Here is a 16884-nt window from a genome sequence, read left to right as displayed (position 1 = left end):
TTTTATCTGGGGAAATGTCACAAGACAACTGCCTCTCTAGCACCCCTCTAACTTCGAGAGGCACTGGAGAGGCGTCTCGGCCGCACCTACTTTTTCCGATAGCGGCGGTTACAGCTCGTCGATGAACCCATTACTTCAATGAGTCCTTTATCCGGCAGCATTGGCATTCCATCTCTCTAAACCAATAGATTTATCTCTCTAACTTTAGAGAGATAAGCACTTTGTTTTAGAGAGACCTTTAGAGAGATATATCGAATTCGCTGCTAGATTACCTAAGACTGTCTCTCTAACCGACTTTATCTTTAGAGAGACGTTTAGAGAGACGAGTGTAATCTCTCTAACCATGGGCCCTGCTCTTTAAAGCGCATACATCCCAACCGTACCCTAAGTTGCGGTGGAATAGTCGACGCCGGAGAGTGGAACACCGCAGCCGACGGCTACAGTCTCGGCGCATACCCTTAGCGCACGGCTTCGAGAGCCGCCGTTAGGTCGAACAGCGTGTCGAGCACGGCCTCGCAGCCCTCCGCCACGTCCTGCGGAAGCGGCACGATGTCGGGAACGGCAAAGACATGGCAGCCGGCCGTGATGCCTGAGACGCAGCCATTGCGTGAGTCCTCGACCACCGCACATTCCTCGGGAGCAAAGCCCGCGCGCTCGCAGGCGAGCAGGTAGATCTCGGGATCGGGCTTGCCGTTCAGGGTATCCTCGTTGCAGGTCACCGTCTCAAACCTATCAAAGAGGCCGACCGTCTTAAGGTTGCGCTCGGCCGCAACGCGGCGCGACGACGTCGCAAGACCCACGTGATAGCCCGCAGCCAGCAGCTCGTCCAGGCACTCGGCGGCGCCGGCCTTAAGCTCCAGATCGGTCTTGACCATCTCGTCGAGAGCATCCCTGTAGTGGGCTTCGACCGTCTCGACGATTTCGCGGCTGCCGTAATGCTCCTCAAGGATGTCCCTGACATCAGGCATCGAGCGACCGATAAACTGGTGGACCAGCGCATCATCAATCGCAACCCCCAGCTCGGCAGCGCCCACCTTCCATGCCCTCATGTCCAAACGCTCGGTATCGACCAGCGTTCCGTCCATGTCAAAAATGACAGCCTTGATCATATCGGCCCCCTTCGCCGGCTTGCGTTACCGCAACCCCACCCCACTTTGTAACTTGTATATAACGTATATATCATATCGCGCCAAGCCGCTGAAAAGGGACAGGTTTATTTTGGCAGGTTTTATCTGGAAAAACGCAAACAGGGCCGCGACGCCTATAGCGTCGCGGCCCTGCTCCTTGGAGAAGGATCAATAGATTGAGCGGGCTGGTTGCACCTAGCCCTCGAGCCCGGCGTTAATAAGCTCCGCGATCTCGGCGGGATCGGCGCTCGTGCGCACCTTGTCACGGAAGCCGGCATCCATCAGCATCACGGCAGCCTTGGAGAGCAGACGCAGGTGCGTGGTTCCCGCTTCGCCGGCGGGCACGTACAGCGCGAGTGCCACATCGACGGGCACGCCATCAAAGCTCGGCCACTCAACAGGCTCGGACAGCTTGAGCACGGCCACGCCCGGCGTATGGATCGCATCGCTCTTGGCATGCGGAACGGCAAAACCGGCGACGAGGCCAGTCTCGGCCTCATTTTCGCGAGCAATAAAAGCCGCCTCTACAGCAGATGCGTCATCGGCAAAACCAAGCTCAACAGCCTGCTCGGACAGATAATGCAGCGCGTCCTCGCGCGAGGCGGCGGCGTAGCCAATCGTCACTTGGTTGGCAGATACAAACCCCATGGAAAACCTTCCTTACAACACGGACCTGACCGCGGCTTCGATGCCGTCGGCGTCCAAACCGTACTTGTGCAGCAAATCGACCGCAGGGCCGGACTCGCCATATACATCGCGCACGCCGACGCGTCGCATCGGCACCGGATGCTGTTCCGCGAGCACCGAGGCCACGGCCTCGCCAAGACCGCCGATAATCGAATGCTCCTCGGCGGTGACCACGCGACCAGTCTTCTTGGCGCTGGCAACCACCAGGCGCTCATCGAGCGGTTTGATCGTATGCATGTTGATGACCTCGGCGTCGATACCATCGGCAGCGAGCGCCTCGGCAGCCTCAAGCGCCTCGGCGACCATGAGGCCACAAGCGACGATGGTCACATCGGACCCCTCGCGCACGACCACGCCGCGACCAATCTTGAACTCATAGTCCTCGCGGTCGTTGATAACCGGTGTTGCCAGGCGGCCGAAGCGCATGTAGACCGGTCCCTCAAACTCATAGGCGGCGCGCACGCAAGCGCGAGCCTCGATGTCATCGGCGGGGACGATCACCGTCATGCCCGGAATCGTGCGCATGAGCGCGATATCCTCGCAGCACTGATGCGTAGCGCCGTCTTCACCGACCGAGATGCCCGCATGCGTAGCGCCAATTTTGACGTTGAGGTGCGGATAGCCGATGGAGTTACGCACTTGCTCATACGCGCGACCGGCGGCGAACATGGCAAAGGTGCTCGCAAAGGCGACGCGACCCGTGGTCGCAATGCCGGCGGCAAGCCCCATCAAGTTGCTCTCGGCAATGCCGGCATCGTAGAAGCGCTCAGGGTGCGCAGCCTTAAACTTACCGGTCTGCGTGGCGGCGGCCAGGTCGGCATCGAGAACCACAAAGTCATCGTGCTCATTGCCCAGCTCGACAAGTGCCTCGCCATAGCTAACGCGCGTGGCGACTTTCTTGACGTCTGCCATTAGAGCTCCTCCCCTGCTGCTGCGAGCTCGGCCATGGCCTGCTCAAACTGTTCATCGTTGGGTGCCTTGCCGTGCCAGCCCACCTGGTTTTCCATAAAGGAGACGCCCTTGCCCTTCACCGTCTCGGCGATGATAGCGACGGGCGCGCCGGTCACCTCGCGAGCCTCGGCGAAAGCCGCCTCAATCTGCGCCATGTCATTGCCATCGGCTAGCTCGATCACATGCCACTTAAAGGCGCGGAACTTGTCGGCAAGCGGCATAGCCGAGTTAACTTCGTCGATACTGCCGTCAATTTGCAGGCCATTGTGATCGACGATAGCGACAAGGTTATCCAGGTCGTGGTTGCCGGCGAACATTGCCGCCTCCCACACCTGGCCTTCCTCGCACTCACCGTCGCCCAACAGCGTGTAGACGCGGTAGCTGTCACCCCAGTGCTTTGCGGCGAGTGCCATTCCAACCGCGGCGGAGATACCCTGACCGAGCGATCCGGTGGACATATCAACACCCGGGGTGTCGTTCATGTTGGGATGGCCCTGCAGTCGGCTGCCAATATGGCGGAGCGTCTCGAGCTCTTCGACGGGAAAATAGCCGCGATTTGCCAACACCGAATACAGGCCCGGCGCCGCGTGACCCTTGGAGAGCACAAAGCGGTCTCGATCGGCCTTGTGAGGGTCGGCAGGATCGATATTCATTTCCTCAAAGTACAGATACGTCATGATGTCGGCAGCACCGAGCGATCCACCCGGATGTCCCGACTTGGCCGCGTGCACCGCAGTCACGACACCCTTCCTGACCTCATTGGCGACCTTCGCCAGCTCCTGGTTGGTCATACGAATTCCTCTCTTGAGAACAACCCCGGCACCGGATGACGCGATGCCGGGGCAATCCACTCGTTAAGCCTGAGCGACGACCTTCTGCCAGTCAGCCTCAAAAGAGGCGAGGCCCTGGTCGGTCAGCGGGTGATGCAGGCACTTCTTGAGAGCGACCATGGGGACGGTCGCGATATCGGCACCGAGCAGCGCCGCCTGGGTCACGTGATTGGGCGTGCGGACAGATGCGGTGATGATCTCGACGGTGTCGTCGACGTTCTTGCCAGTCCAGTCATAGTTCTTGATGCAGGTCACAACGTTGTCGAGCTGCGAGATACCGTCCTCGGCGATGTCGTCGAAGCGTCCCACAAACGGGCTGATGTAGCGGGCACCGGCGTTGGCGGCCATGAGGGCCTGCGTCGGCGAGAAGACAAGCGTCATGTTGACGCGCACGCCTGCATCGGCCAACGCGCGGCAGGCGGCGAGGCCGGCCTCGCACATGGGAAGCTTAACCACGATGTTGGGAGCCAGAGCGGCAAGGCGCTTGCCCTCCTCGATCATGCCCTCGGCCGTGGTGGCGGTAGACTCGGCAGACACGGGCAGACCCTCGCAGAGCTCGGCAATCTTGAGCATATGGGGCTCAAAGTCGGCGAGCTTACCGCCGGTCTTGGCATACAGGGACGGATTGGTGGTAACACCGGCCAGGCAGCCCCAGCTCTTGGCCTCGGCGATCTCGTCAAGGTTGGCGGTATCGATAAAGAACTTCATGGTGCAAACTCCTTCTAAGGAATCCAAAACTCAAAAAATAGGACAAAGGGGATGTCCCTTTGTCCTATGTGCCGGGCCCGCAGCTGGGACATGCCCCGGACCCGGCGTCGTGTAGGAAAAGCTACTTAGAGAGCCTTCTCGATGCGGCTCGTGACGCCCTTGAGGTTAAGGCCGACGACGTACTGCTTGATCGGGCGCTTGATGTGCTCGATCACAAAGCGCTTGCCGTCGATGTCCTGGGCAGCGAGGTTGCGATAGAGTTTCTCGACCTGCTCCTTGACCTCGGGATCGTTAAAGGCGTAGTGGCCGGAGACATCCAGAATCTTCAGGCTGAGCTCGTCGTCGGCCAGGATGTCGTCAACCTGCAGGTTGACGTCGTCGCCGGTCATCCACTTGCGCCAACGCTCGGTCTTGATAGCCTTGACCAGCAGCGTGTGATACAGGTCGGAGGGATCGTCGCACAGGCCGTTGTCGACCAGAATCTGCTCGGTAGCGCAGAGTTTGAGGTAAGCGCGGGTCTCCTCGGTGCCATACTGCGGAGCAACGTTGGAGGCGGTCACGTGTGCCGGGATATGCTCGAGCAGCGTCGCGTCATCCAGGTAGTCGGCGTTGTGCTCCTTCAGACCCACGCCGTAGCGCTTGGCCATATCGGCAAGCTCGCGAGCGTTCTTGAAGTTGTAGTGACCGACCTGCTCCGTCCAGCGGGTAAGGGTGCCGGTCTGGCCGACGATAAAGGTGGGCATGGGGCAGCCGCGCTTCTCGAGCTCGGGCTGCAGCTGAGAAATGAACTCCTCGTACTTATCGGTAGAGGTCAAGCCGCCATTGGTCTCCTCGGTACCGACCTCATAGGCAACCTCGGGCAGGTTATGCTCGCGACGGTATTGCTCAAGGTAGTCGATAAGATCGATCGTGCGGCGAAGCACCACGTCGAGCGGAATAACCTTGCCGATCTGATAGGGGTCCTTGGTGGGGTCGACCATCAGCAGGTCAAAGCCCGCCTCCATGTCGGCGACAAAGGACTTGCGGGCGAGCTCCATGGCCTCGTCCTCGGGCAGGTGGGCGTTACGCTCCTCGTCGCGCTGCCACGGACCGCCGTGATCGCGGCACAGGTAGTACGGACCGGTGTAACCCACCTCGTCGGCAACCTTCTTGATGTCGGCGGCAAAGCGCGTCTGGTCCCAACCGTTGACGTAGCCGGCGCCCATCTCGTCCATATCGACCTGATTGCGGCTGGCAATAAACATGGGCGGGAAATCCTCGTCCTTGGCAAGCTCGAACACGGCCTGAATCAGGTTGGGGCTCATGGGGCCAATGCCGACCATGGTTGCGTGATCGCCGCTATCCTGCAGCTTGAGCATGCCCTGAACGGCCTGGCGGATGGTGAGGTTGGACATTTTGTTCTCCTTCTCCAGAGGATTTTTGACAAAAGTTCCCTGGGACCCAGATGCGGGCCCTATCAGTACGGATGGATTTTGTTGTGTAGGGGCGGTTGTGCGGAGTCAAATCCATCCCTCCGCACAACCGGAGTCCTTAAAGGTTTACTTGGCCTGCTTATCGAGCGTGGGCTTCATGGCAATCAGGATTGCAGCGGCGACCACGGAGCCAATCACGATGTCCAGGCAGAACAGCGCGACGTTGTTGGTGGCAAGGGCGACGATAAAGCCACCGTGCGGGACGTAGCAGTCGATACCCTGGAAGGCGGCGAGAGCAGCGCCCACGGCAGAGCCGATGCAGATGCCGGGAAGGGTGTGGCCGAGATCCTTGACCGCGAAGGGAATGGCGCCCTCGGTAATACCGATGCAGCCCATGAACAGTGCGGAGATGCCCATCTGACGGTCGGCGTCATCGAACTTGTTCTTGGCGATGAGCGCAGCGAGGCCACAGGCGATCGGGGGAACGGCGACGGCAACGCGGAACATACCGTTAGGGCCGTAGATGCCGGATGCCATGATAGCCATGGTAAAGGTCGAGGCGGTCTTGTTGATGGGGCCACCCATGTCGAAGGCGGTCATAACACCAATGACCAGGCCCAGGACGACGGCGGAGCCGCCCTGCAGGCTGCCGAGCACGCTGGTGAGCCAGTCCATCACAAAGCCAAGCGGCGTGGCCAGGATGTAGATATAGGCCATACCCAGGACAAGCGAGGTCAGAATCGGGATGATCAGGATGGGCATGATGGTCTGGATGGTGTTGTTGACCTTCCAGGTCTTCATCCAGCGGACAAAGTAGCCACAGATGACCGCCATGATCATGGCGCCCAAGAAACCGGTCGAAACGCTGTTGCCATTAGGGGTAACGACCGCGTTGTTGACCAGGTAGCCCAGGACAAAACCAGGGGCGAGCGCGGGCTTGCCGGCCATCGAGTAGGAGATGTATGCCGCAAGCACCGGAATCATCATAGAGATGCCGGCCATACCGATGGTGTTAAGGCTCACCATCAGCGGGTTCGTAACCTCCATGCCATTGGCGCCGGCGGTGCCGGATGCCAGCGAGAAGGCAAGGAACACGCCGCCGATAACGACAATGGGGATAAAATAGGAAACGCCGGTATTGAATGCATTGAGCAGCGTCTTGCCAGGATCGGCAAAGATGGACTGCTTGGACGCCGGTGTCGGGGCCTGCGGGGCAGCGGAGACGGCCTTCTTCTCTGCCTTGGCCTCGGCCTTGGGCGCGTCAACGGAGCCGCCCGTCGCCTTGATGATCTCAATAGCCTGGTCGATGATCTTTGCCGGATCGGCGATTACATCCGAGGTACCAACCTTCAGGAACTTGCCCTCGGCCATCTTCTGCTCAAAACGGTCCTCGTTCTCGACACCCACGTCGACGGACTCCAGGACCAGGTCGGCGGAATCAACGTCTTCCTGCGTGAGCTCATTCTCGATACCCAGACCACCCTGAGCCTCGACTTTGCACTCGATGCCACGAGCGGCGCATTCATCCTGAATCGCCTTCTGGGCCATATACGTGTGGGCGATACCCACGGTACAGGCGGCAACGCCTACGATCTTCATTGCTTCCCTCTTTTCATAGAGTTGCGTGCGCAAGACACCGTTTGCGGAGGCCTCCGGAGCATCCCCTGCCGTTTGGACTTGCTGTCTTTTCGACAAGACCAATATAGGTGCTCGTTTTTCTTAATGCCAGTTTATTTCGGTAAACGCGCAGGTCAGAGCGTTGGTTACGCTATTTAGTTATGCGTTTAACCAAAAATGAATCCTGCGATTTTACCCTCGATTTCAAAAGTCAAGAAGTATTTGATTTTCTCGGTAGACGGCAGATGCGCATGCCGGTCACAAATTTCGACCCCACCCATATACCGCATTTGTTGCATACTCATATGAAAGGAAAAAGTCGCTCACCAAAGCGCATCCCTCACCAAGACTCAAAGTCATCATGTTGGAAAATGCTCATCTGTCGGAAGGAGTCGCTGTGGCAAAACAGCGCGTTACGATCGCAGACGTCGCTCGAGAGGCGGGAACCTCGACGGCAAGCGTCTCGTATTACCTCAACGACAAACGAGAAAAGCTTAGCGAGAAGACGCAGGCAAAGATTGCGCGCGTCATCAAGGAACTCGGATACGTTCCCAACGCCCAAGCGCAAACGCTCACCGGCAAGCAGACCCACGTCATCGCCATCATCATCTTGGATAACACCAACAAATGGGCGGGCCTCGTCCTCAACGGCATGGAGCAGGTCATGCTCCCCGCGGGCTACCAGACGGTCGTTTGCACGAGCAACTTTAACCCCGAGACCGAGCTCATGTATGTCGACAAAATGCTCTCACTGGGCGTCGATGGTTTTATCATCCAGCCCACGGCAAATTTCAAGGCAGTCCACGACCGCATCAAGCGCGCCGGCAAGCCCGTCGTCTTTTTTGACGCGGCCATCTACAGCCCAGGCACCAGCTGGATCAAAACCAACCTCTACGACGGCGTGTACAATGCCACGCAGGCGCTTCTCGACGCCGGCTACGAAGACTTCTTTTCCATCGCCGCCAACATGACCGAAATGCGCACTCGCATGGAACGTTTTCAGGGATATGCCGAGGCATTGGCCGCGAATGGGCAGCTCTACAAAGCCATCCCCATCGATCACAACAAGCCGTCAATCAACGAGCTTACCGAATACTTTAAATACAAGTTCAACCCCGCCAAGCGCACGCCCATCTTCGTACAAAACCAATGGGCGCTTCCCCGTGTCTACAAGGCCCTCCAACCCATGGCCCATCTACTTCCGCAGCAAATAGGTCTTTTGGGACTCAACTGCGAAGACTGGACCAACCTCACCACGCCGACCGTCTCCACGATCATCGAGCCCGTCGACCAGGAAGGCAGGGAGGCGGCCGAGATGCTGCTCGCCTTGCTTGATGGCAGCAGCCAACCCGGCGAGCAGCGCATTCTCGAGTGCAAGCTCAACTGGCTCGACTCCACCTCGATCTAGCCATACGTCAAATATGAAGCAAATGAACCAGTAGCGTTTGTCCCAAATCTTAAGTATTTGTTCGACAGAACGGCCTCTGCCGGCTCCTGCTAGACTGGTAGATTCCCAACCGTCCATCCAGGAGCCTCAATGTCGCGCAAGTCCGCCTACAAGCAAGCACTTTCCATCGGCACCGCCGTGGTGCTGGGGTTTGCGCTGTTTACGGGATCGCTCGATGGGGCGCCCAAGTTGCTGTCGCCGCAAAGTGATGAGCAGGCGGCGGCTCTGGCCGAGAAGCAAAACGAGAGTCCCAGCCGCACCGACGACGAGGCGGACCTGGTTGCCCGGCTCGAATCGGGAACAGCGAGCTCCGAGGACTCTCAAAATAGCCAAGACTCTGGCGATGGCCCCGATTCCGCCGCAAGCGACACCGACGACGCTTCCACAGACAGCGCCGCCGCCCCCATCGACGAGGTGGAAAACCCCGACCTCAACCGCGCCCGTGGCGTATATCTCAGCAGCATTCCCGACTACGCCGGCAACCCCTACGTTGCCCTTCGCGCCGACAGCACGCACCCGCTCGGCACGCCGTCATTCACACTCGATGAATACGATCGTGCCACCGAAGAGGGCTGCTTTAAGAAATTCTCCAAGCTCGACAGCCTGGGCCGCACTCGCAAGGCGCTCGCCTGCGTGGGCCCCGAATCGCTCGGTCAGGGCAAGCGCGGCGATATCTCGCGTATCCATCCTGCCGGTTGGCACCAGCAGCGCTACGACTTTATTCCAGGCCAGAGCCTCTACAACCGCTGCCACCTCATCGCCTGGTCACTCTGCGGCGAAAACGCCAACCGCAAAAATCTCCTCACCGGCACGCGCTATCTCAACGAGACGGGCATGCTGCCGTTTGAAGAGCAGATCCTCGACTACGTCCGCGACACGGGCAACCACGTGCTCTATCGCGTCACGCCTATGTACAACGAGGAGGAGCTCGTCTGTCGTGGCATTCGTCTGGAAGCACAATCGATCGAGGACCACGGCAAGACCCTGTGCTTCCACGTGTACTGCTACAACTTGCAGCCGCATGTGCAGATCGACTACGCCACCGGCCGCAACCAGGCCTCGGGGGATTAGCCCCGAGCCGCGACGAGAACCGATTTGCAACCCCACCGGGAATCAAAAAGGGCCGCTCCGGATTACCCAGAGCGGCCCGTACATCGACATGCGTGGCGCAGACAAAGCCACACGCTACTTAGCGCGGCCCTCCTCATAGCGCTCGACCAGCTTGGCCTGCACGTCATAGGGCACCTGCTCATAGCCCGCGGGCTTCATGGTAAAGTCGCCCGTGCCGCGCGTGATAGAGCGCAGGCGCGTCGAGTAATCCGTCAGCTCGGCCAGCGGGGCCTGGGCAATGACCACGGTATCGCCGCGCTCGTCGGTCTCCATACCCGTCACGCGACCGCGCGAGGCCGAGATGTCGCCCATCACGGCGCCGGCATAGCTCTCGGGGATAGTCACCGTAATTTCCTCGATGGGCTCCAGTACCACCGGATCGGCATCGGCGCATGCCTTTCGCAGGCCGATGCGAGCCGCCGCGCGGAACGCCATCTCGTTGGAGTCGACGCTGTGATACGAGCCGTCGTACACAGCCACGCGAATGCCCGTGAGCGGGTAGCCAGCGATGATGCCGTCCTTCATGGTCTCCTGGACACCCTTGTCCACGGCGGGGATGAGCGAGCGCGGGATGCGGCCGCCCACGACCTCGTCCACAAACTCGTAGCCGTCGCTCGTGCCGTCGGGCCCAATGAGCGGCTCCACGCGCAGCCAGCAGTCGCCGTACTGACCGGCACCGCCGGTCTGCTTCTTGTGACGACCCTGAGCGCTTGCCGTGCGGCGGATGGTTTCGCGATACGGAATACGGATCGGCACGCTCTTTGCCACAACCTTGGTACGGTCCTCAAGGCGATTGAGCAGAACCGAAACCTGTGCCTCGCCTACCGCAGAGATAATGGTCTGGCCGGTCTCCTCGTCGCGGTCGATGCTCATGGTTGGATCGGCCTTGCAAGCCTTCTCGATAAACGTGTAGAGCTTCTCTTCGTCGCCGCGATTCTCGGCCTCGATGGCAATACGGTACTGCGAGTTGGGGAACTTAAACGCCGCAGCCTCGACCTTACCGGTAATCGAGAGCGTGTCGCCCGTCTCGGCAGCCAGCTTGGGTGCCACGATGATATCGCCGGCATAGGCGTGGCCGACCTCGGTCATATCACGACCGCACATCACATACAGGTGAGCCAGACGCTCGCCCTTGCGCGTGCGCGCATTGATCAGCTCAAGGCCCGGCTCAAGCGTGCCCGTCAGCACCTTGATAAAGCTGATGCGACCCTGTTGCGGATCGGCCAGGGTCTTAAACACAAACGCCACCGGGCGGTCATCGTCACTCGAGATCTTGAGCGAATCGCCGTCGATGAGCGGCATCTCGCCGTAGTCCGTCGGCGCCGGGAAGTACGTGGCGATGTCGTCCATCAGCGAGTTGACGCCCTGCTCCTTAATGCAATCGCCCGCAAAGACCGGCACAAAGATGCGCTCGGCGATCGCCTTCGACAGCAGGCCCTCGAGCTCTTCCTGCGTCAGCGTCTCCTCGCCTTCCAGGTACTTCATCATCAGCTCGTCGTCAGCCTCGGCCACCAGCTCGCACAGATGGTCATGGGCCTCCTCGGCCTGGGCACGATACTCCTCGGGGATCTCCGACTCAACGGCTTCGGCGCCGTTGCAATGGCGCGCCTTCATGCGCACCAGGTCGATGATGCCGTCAAAGTCCTCGCCCTCGCCCCAGCCCAGGGTCACGGCGCCCAGGCGCGTACCAAAGCGCTCCTGCAGCAGGTCCATCGTGGTCGCAAAGCTGGCCTCGGAGCGCGACAGGCGGTTTACAAACACCGCACGCGCCAGACGCAGGTCCTCGGCGGCATACCAGAGCTTAACCGTCGTAGGCTGCGGGCCGGCCTCGGCGTCGACAACAAACAGAGCCGTCTCGCAGACGCTCATCGCGGCATAGGCGTCGCCGATAAAATCGGGATAGCACGGGGCATCGAGCACGTTGATGCGCGCGCCCTTCCAGTCGATCGGCGCAATGGTCGTCGAGATGGAAAATGCACGCTTGACCTCTTCAGGGTCATAGTCGAGCGTGGGCTTGGTGCCGTCGTGGCCGCCCAGGCGGGCGGTCTTGCCGGAAAGGTGGAGCATGGCCTCGGCGAGTGAAGTCTTGCCCACCCCGCCTTGGCCTACGAGCACCACGTTCCTTACGTTACCGGTCTTGGGAGCACCCATGATGACCTCCTTGCAGGGCCGCGCGCAATGCGCGACGCCAACGGGGAGGGTTCGCGGTCGGTGCCGTCCCAGGAGCAGCATGGTCGGCAGCCGAGCCGACTCACCCTCCAAATGTCCTATGCCACCACCCTACCCTCACGGGCGGCTGTCCATGCATACCTTTCGGCGCACGTATGAATACAGGCGGCGAGAGGAAGAGACAAGCTTGTGAGTCGATTATTGAACCCCGTCGACGCAAACAAAAAGCCGCCACAGACCGTAAGACCTGCGGCGGCTTCGCCTCAATTAATAGTTGAGTAAATACCTGAGCCTATCCCTCGATGCGGCTCAAGAACTCATGCGTGCGCTGCTCGCGCGGATGGTCGATGACCTGCTCGGCAGGTCCCTCCTCGACAATACGACCGCCGTCCATAAAGACCACGCGGTCGGCAACATCGCGCGCAAACTGCATCGCATGGGTCACGATCACCATCGTCATATTCTGCGCAGCGAGGTCCTTAATGACGCGCAGCACCTCGGCCGTTAGCTCGGGATCGAGCGCCGAGGTCGGCTCGTCAAAGAACAAGATCTCCGGGTCGAGCGCCAAGGCGCGGGCGATACTCACACGCTGTTGCTGACCGCCCGAAAGCTCGCAGGGCACCTTGTTCTCGTTGCCCGTAAGCCCCATCTGCGCAATAAGCTCGTGCGCGCGAGCTTCCGCCTGCTCGCGCGGGCACTTAAGCACGCGAATCGGTGCATCGGTGATATTTTTCATCACGGTATAGTGCGGGAACAGATTGTAGTTCTGAAACACCAGACCAAACCGCGAGCGCGCCTGTTTAGGCACATCGCCCTTTGCGTACACCGCGCCCGAACCCGCATCCGTCGCAACGGCAAGGTCACCAAACGAGAGCGAGCCTCCGTCGAGTGTCTCGAGCAGCGTGGCACACCGCAGCAGCGTGGACTTGCCGCCACCCGAAGGCCCGATAATCGCCACGACCTCGCCACGCTTGACCTCGAGCGAGATATCCTTGAGCACCTCATTGCCGCCAAACGCCTTGCGCGCGTTCAATATATTCATTACCGTTCCGGACACGGGAACCTCCATGTGTTTAAAAAGTCAGCGAGCGTGTGACTGGCGAGACAATGTGCTCCGAAAGAGGAGCGCCGCGTACTTCTGTACGCAAGCGACGGCTTGAGGAGCAGATTGGCCGTCAGGCACGCGCGCAGCGTCGAGCAGTCCGCCGTTCGTTAGAACGGCGGAACGATCTAGTCATGGTAGTAATCCAATTTTTTCTCGGCGGCGCCCAGCAGCATCTCGACCACAAAGTTAAAGACCCAGTAGATCAGCGCCGCGATCGCAAACGGCACCATGCTCACCTGCGAGGCGACCAGCGCCTTGGCCGTCGAGAACATCTCACCCACGCCAATGGCAAATGCCAGCGACGTATCCTTGACCAGCGTGATAATCTCGTTGCCCATCGCCGGCAAAATGCGCTTGGCGACCTGCGGCATCACGATATACAGAAACGTCTGCATGCGCGAGTAGCCCAGCACCTCGGCAGCCTCGTATTGACCGCGCGGAATGGACTGCAGTCCCGAGCGATAGATCTCGGCAAAGTAGCCGGCGTAGTTGATGATGAATGCCACAACGCACGCCGTCCACTTGGAATCGGGCGTGAGCGAAATGCCAAACACGTAGTACGGGGCAAAGTAGATGGCAAACATCTGCAGCATGAGCGGCGTACCGCGCATGACCGAAATGTAGATGCGCGCAATCCAGCGAAGCGGCGCGATCTTACTCATACGCATAAACGCCACGGGGATTCCCAACGGAATCGATCCGAGCAGCGTCAGCACAAACAGCTGCAAACTGACCAAGAAGCCCTGGCCAAGCATCTGCATCATGACCTGAATAGACAACCCAAGCTCTCTTTCACAGTAACGGAACAGCGAACCCAATGCTAAAGCGGGTTTTCCAGGTGCCCGAGTTTGCCGTGAAAGAGGAGCGCCGCGTACTAAATGTACGCAAGCGACGGTTTGAACGGCAAAATCGGGTGCCTGGGAAAGCCGCTATTTGAGAACCCAGTTGTCGAAGGACAGACCATAGCTTGCGTACTTATCGCACAGGTCCTTGACCGTGCCGTCCTCATAGAGCGCCTTGAGCGACTCGGTTACAGCATCGGCCGACTTGGTGTCGCCCTTCTTAAAGCCGACGGCATAGTGCTCGCTAGACAGCGGCTTATCAAGCTGCGTATAAGCATCGGGCTTGGCGGCAAGCTGATACTGGGCAATCGAAAGGTCGCATGCCACGGCATCGACCGCGCCGCTCTCGAGCTGCATAAAGGCCGTGTTGTACTCACCGATGGTATCGAGCGTGGCAAACGTCGCGGCCAGATCCTTCTGGTCGCCCTCGAGCACATCCTGTGCGGCGGAATCGGTCTGGGTAATCACGGTCTTGCCGGCAAGATCGTCCCAGCTCTTGATACCCGCGTCCTTCTTGACCACGAGCACCTGCTCGTTGAGCATGTACGGCTCGGAGAACGTGTAGTCGTCCTCGCGACCCTCCATGGTAAAGCCGTTCCAGATGCAGTTGATGGCACCCGAGTTGAGCAGCGTATCCTTGGCATCCCAATCGATGGCCTCGTATTTGACCTCCCAGCCCTGCTTATCGGCAACGGCCTTGGCCAGATCAAGGTCAAAGCCCGTATATTCGCCGTCATCGCCCACAAAGCCGTACGGAGGATAGGACTTGTCAAAGCCCACCACGAGCTTTTTGGACTCCGCAGCACCCTTCACATCCTTGGCCGCGGTAGATCCAGCAGCGGAGCCCTTGCCGGCACCACCGCCGCAGCCGACAAGACCAAGGCCAAGCACCGTGGCAAACGAGCCGGCTAGACCAACAAACTGACGACGAGACATATCGGTATTCATGGTATTCCCCCTTGATGGCACTTTAGTTAGGTAAAGTGAATCATGTAACGTTCAGCATCATACACTTTAGTGAGATGGAGTACAAGGGAGAGGTTGCCCGCCGGGCACCGGGACAGGGGTTAAGTTTGCTGCTCTACAGTCCTGCTCACGACGGAGGCCACATTAAGTGGCCTCCTGTTCGTGCGGAACTCGCGACAAACTTAACCCCTGCCCCGGCGCCCTGCGGGCAAACGTCGTTGAACTCGTCGCTGACATGAAACGACTGCTTGCATATCGCCCGCTGGCTTGGCACGGTACAATGCATGCAGCTTTCAATTTATATACATTAGTGGAGTTAATTCATGGCAGAATCTCGTGCGGAGCGTAAGGCTCGTCGTGCTTTGATCGAGGCGGCTGAGGGGTCTCAGGAGAAAAAATCTTCTAAGAAATCCAAGTCGTCTCAGGACGCGAAGGGTAAGTCAGCCAAGGGAAAGGCTAAGGCCAAGCGCCCCAGTTCTCATCGGAGCGAGGACAAGGCATCTCAGGCTCGCACCAAGCGCCCACATAAAGATTCGGTTTCGCCTGCGCGAAAGGCCGTGGATCCCAAGTCGCCTTGTTCCATCATGCGGGCTTGTGGTGGATGCACGGCGCTCAATCGTCCTTATAAGAAGCAGCTGGCGGCCAAGCAGGCTGCTATGGAAGAGCTGTTTGCTGAGCTCTGCGAGCGCGAGGGTATTGCCGTTGATCCCATTCGCGGTATGGGTGTTACCCTGGGCGACCCGGGTAAATATCCTGCGCCGCGTGGCTTTCGTCATAAGGCTGCCACTCCCTTTGCTCCCGGTAAGGAGGGCGCTGTCCGTTGCGGTTTCTTTGAGCGTGGCACGCACAAGATCGTTGCCGTACCCGAGTGTCCTGTCGAGGCGCCAGGTGCCCGTCAGATTCTCAATGGCATCGCGCGCGAAGCTGAGCGGCTGCATATTCCCGCCTTTAATGAGGACAAGCATCTTGGTTTGCTTCGCTATGCCGTCGTCCGCTGCGGTTGGCGTACCGACCAGGTCATGGTTACGCTCGTGACCGCCCAGCGTGACTTACCGCATGCACAGGAGTTCTTTGAGGCCGTCGCGGCACTCGATCCGCATATCGTCACCGTTGCCCAAAATATCAATGGCCGTCCCGGTAACGCCATCTTGGGTGAGGAGACTCGTATCGTCTATGGCGCCGAGTGCATGCGCGACCAGCTGCTCGGTTGCGAATTCGATATCTCCCCTACCGCGTTCTATCAGACCAATCCGCAGCAGACCGAGCTGCTCTATCAGCTCGCGATTGACGGCATGGACCTGCAGCAGGGCAACATTCTTATGGACGCTTACTGCGGCAGCGGCACCATCGGTCTGTGCGCCGCGAAGGATGCCCAGGACAGAGGTGTCGGCATTATGCTGCTCGGCGTGGAGCGCAACCCGGCGGGCATTGCCGACGCACGTCGCAATGCCGAGCTCAACGGCCTCACCCGCAGCGCTTGGTTTATGGCCGACGACGCCACCGATTACATCCTCGATGCCGCCGACAACAACGAACGCGTCGACGTCCTTTCCATCGACCCGCCGCGCGCCGGCTCCACCCCCGAGTTCCTCGAAGCCGCCTGCGCACTCAAGCCGCGCCGCATCACCTATATCAGCTGCAACCCCGTGACCCAAGAGCGTGACCTGCACCAGCTCCTCGACGGAGGCTATCGCCTGCTCAAGATCACGCCGGTCGACATGTTCCCTCATACCGACCACACCGAGACCGTCGCGGTCCTCGAGCGCCGCTAATCCACCCCGGTAGATTTTCGAGACAAGAAGGGGGGCGGCCCGTCTGGACCGCCCATTACAGTCTGAAATAGGCCATCGATAAATTTCGATGGCGAGCATTCGGCGCATTGCCTACGATACGGGCAAGCCCCGAGGGGCCGC

Annotated in this window: 14 protein-coding genes; 3 read left to right on the top strand and 11 right to left on the bottom strand. The window is 59.6% G+C overall.

The genetic code is table 11. The features are described 5' to 3' along the window. Positions 1-458 precede the first annotated feature (458 nt). From DW925_RS04425 to DW925_RS04395, 7 genes are all read right to left on the bottom strand, one after another. A complete protein-coding gene (locus DW925_RS04425; protein WP_117790461.1) occupies positions 459-1109 on the bottom strand; it encodes an HAD family phosphatase in 651 nt (216 codons plus the stop codon). Positions 1110-1322: 213 nt separating this feature from the next. After that, positions 1323-1775 carry a PTS sugar transporter subunit IIA gene (locus DW925_RS04420; protein ID WP_117790460.1) on the bottom strand — a complete coding sequence of 151 codons (453 nt, stop codon included), beginning with the start codon at positions 1773-1775 and terminating at the stop codon, positions 1323-1325. 12 nt (positions 1776-1787) lie between these two features. After that, positions 1788-2726, bottom strand: a complete 939-nt coding sequence (locus tag DW925_RS04415; RefSeq protein ID WP_117790459.1) for a transketolase family protein — start codon at positions 2724-2726, stop codon at positions 1788-1790. After that, positions 2726-3556 carry a transketolase gene (locus DW925_RS04410; RefSeq protein WP_117790458.1) on the bottom strand — a complete coding sequence of 277 codons (831 nt, stop codon included), beginning with the start codon at positions 3554-3556 and terminating at the stop codon, positions 2726-2728. Before DW925_RS04410 ends, DW925_RS04415 begins: the two co-directional genes overlap by 1 nt. A gap of 63 nt (positions 3557-3619) precedes the next feature. Then, positions 3620-4303, bottom strand: a complete 684-nt coding sequence (gene fsa / locus DW925_RS04405; RefSeq protein ID WP_117790457.1) for a fructose-6-phosphate aldolase — start codon at positions 4301-4303, stop codon at positions 3620-3622. Between the two features lie 125 nt (positions 4304-4428). Next, on the bottom strand, positions 4429-5697 hold the full coding sequence (locus tag DW925_RS04400; RefSeq protein WP_055251764.1) for a class II D-tagatose-bisphosphate aldolase non-catalytic subunit: 1269 nt from the start codon (positions 5695-5697) through the stop codon (positions 4429-4431). A 144-nt stretch (positions 5698-5841) separates the two neighbouring features. Beyond that, positions 5842-7314, bottom strand: coding sequence for a PTS fructose transporter subunit IIC (locus DW925_RS04395; protein WP_117790456.1), 1473 nt, complete (start codon positions 7312-7314; stop codon positions 5842-5844). 415 nt (positions 7315-7729) lie between these two features. On the opposite strand from DW925_RS04395, the gene DW925_RS04390 reads away from it, so the two are divergent. Together DW925_RS04390 and DW925_RS04385 are read left to right on the top strand one after the other, a co-directional pair. Continuing rightward, positions 7730-8740 (top strand): LacI family DNA-binding transcriptional regulator, encoded by a 1011-nt coding sequence (locus tag DW925_RS04390; RefSeq protein ID WP_233540227.1) that lies wholly within the window; start codon positions 7730-7732, stop codon positions 8738-8740. A gap of 129 nt (positions 8741-8869) precedes the next feature. Then, positions 8870-9850, top strand: a complete 981-nt coding sequence (locus DW925_RS04385) for a DNA/RNA non-specific endonuclease (RefSeq protein WP_117790454.1) — start codon at positions 8870-8872, stop codon at positions 9848-9850. A gap of 114 nt (positions 9851-9964) precedes the next feature. Here DW925_RS04385 and DW925_RS04380 read toward each other — a convergent pair whose 3' ends face one another. The 4 genes from DW925_RS04380 to DW925_RS04365 form a co-directional block, all read right to left on the bottom strand. Next, positions 9965-12040 carry a translation factor GTPase family protein gene (locus DW925_RS04380; RefSeq protein WP_117790453.1) on the bottom strand — a complete coding sequence of 692 codons (2076 nt, stop codon included), beginning with the start codon at positions 12038-12040 and terminating at the stop codon, positions 9965-9967. Positions 12041-12350: 310 nt separating this feature from the next. After that, positions 12351-13100 (bottom strand): amino acid ABC transporter ATP-binding protein, encoded by a 750-nt coding sequence (locus DW925_RS04375; protein ID WP_199577037.1) that lies wholly within the window; start codon positions 13098-13100, stop codon positions 12351-12353. A gap of 188 nt (positions 13101-13288) precedes the next feature. Further along, complete coding sequence (locus DW925_RS04370; protein WP_117806870.1) at positions 13289-13942, bottom strand: amino acid ABC transporter permease; 654 nt, start codon at positions 13940-13942, stop codon at positions 13289-13291. Between the two features lie 150 nt (positions 13943-14092). Beyond that, positions 14093-14953 (bottom strand): transporter substrate-binding domain-containing protein, encoded by an 861-nt coding sequence (locus DW925_RS04365; protein ID WP_117790451.1) that lies wholly within the window; start codon positions 14951-14953, stop codon positions 14093-14095. Between the two features lie 341 nt (positions 14954-15294). On the opposite strand from DW925_RS04365, the gene rlmD reads away from it, so the two are divergent. Further along, a complete protein-coding gene (gene rlmD, locus DW925_RS04360; protein WP_117790450.1) occupies positions 15295-16743 on the top strand; it encodes a 23S rRNA (uracil(1939)-C(5))-methyltransferase RlmD in 1449 nt (482 codons plus the stop codon). Positions 16744-16884 lie beyond the last annotated feature (141 nt).

Origin of the sequence: Collinsella sp. AM43-1, from assembly GCF_003467925.1 — a bacterium.
Lineage (GTDB): Bacteria > Actinomycetota > Coriobacteriia > Coriobacteriales > Coriobacteriaceae > Collinsella.
Note: the sequence above shows the minus strand (reverse complement) of the source record. Positions and strands in the feature narration are given on the sequence as shown.

What these genes read in the sequence shown, in the direction of transcription:
- DW925_RS04420 (WP_117790460.1), bottom strand. Translation starts at nt 1,775, where the DNA reads ATGGGGTTTGTATCTGCCAACCAAGTGACGATTGGCTACGCCGCCGCC.
- DW925_RS04415 (WP_117790459.1), bottom strand. Translation starts at nt 2,726, where the DNA reads ATGGCAGACGTCAAGAAAGTCGCCACGCGCGTTAGCTATGGCGAGGCA.
- DW925_RS04395 (WP_117790456.1), bottom strand. Translation starts at nt 7,314, where the DNA reads ATGAAGATCGTAGGCGTTGCCGCCTGTACCGTGGGTATCGCCCACACG.
- DW925_RS04380 (WP_117790453.1), bottom strand. Translation starts at nt 12,040, where the DNA reads ATGGGTGCTCCCAAGACCGGTAACGTAAGGAACGTGGTGCTCGTAGGC.
- DW925_RS04365 (WP_117790451.1), bottom strand. Translation starts at nt 14,953, where the DNA reads ATGAATACCGATATGTCTCGTCGTCAGTTTGTTGGTCTAGCCGGCTCG.
- rlmD (WP_117790450.1), top strand. Translation starts at nt 15,295, where the DNA reads ATGGCAGAATCTCGTGCGGAGCGTAAGGCTCGTCGTGCTTTGATCGAG.
- DW925_RS04425 (WP_117790461.1), bottom strand. Translation starts at nt 1,109, where the DNA reads ATGATCAAGGCTGTCATTTTTGACATGGACGGAACGCTGGTCGATACC.
- fsa (WP_117790457.1), bottom strand. Translation starts at nt 4,303, where the DNA reads ATGAAGTTCTTTATCGATACCGCCAACCTTGACGAGATCGCCGAGGCC.
- DW925_RS04400 (WP_055251764.1), bottom strand. Translation starts at nt 5,697, where the DNA reads ATGTCCAACCTCACCATCCGCCAGGCCGTTCAGGGCATGCTCAAGCTG.
- DW925_RS04410 (WP_117790458.1), bottom strand. Translation starts at nt 3,556, where the DNA reads ATGACCAACCAGGAGCTGGCGAAGGTCGCCAATGAGGTCAGGAAGGGT.
- DW925_RS04375 (WP_199577037.1), bottom strand. Translation starts at nt 13,100, where the DNA reads ATGAATATATTGAACGCGCGCAAGGCGTTTGGCGGCAATGAGGTGCTC.
- DW925_RS04385 (WP_117790454.1), top strand. Translation starts at nt 8,870, where the DNA reads ATGTCGCGCAAGTCCGCCTACAAGCAAGCACTTTCCATCGGCACCGCC.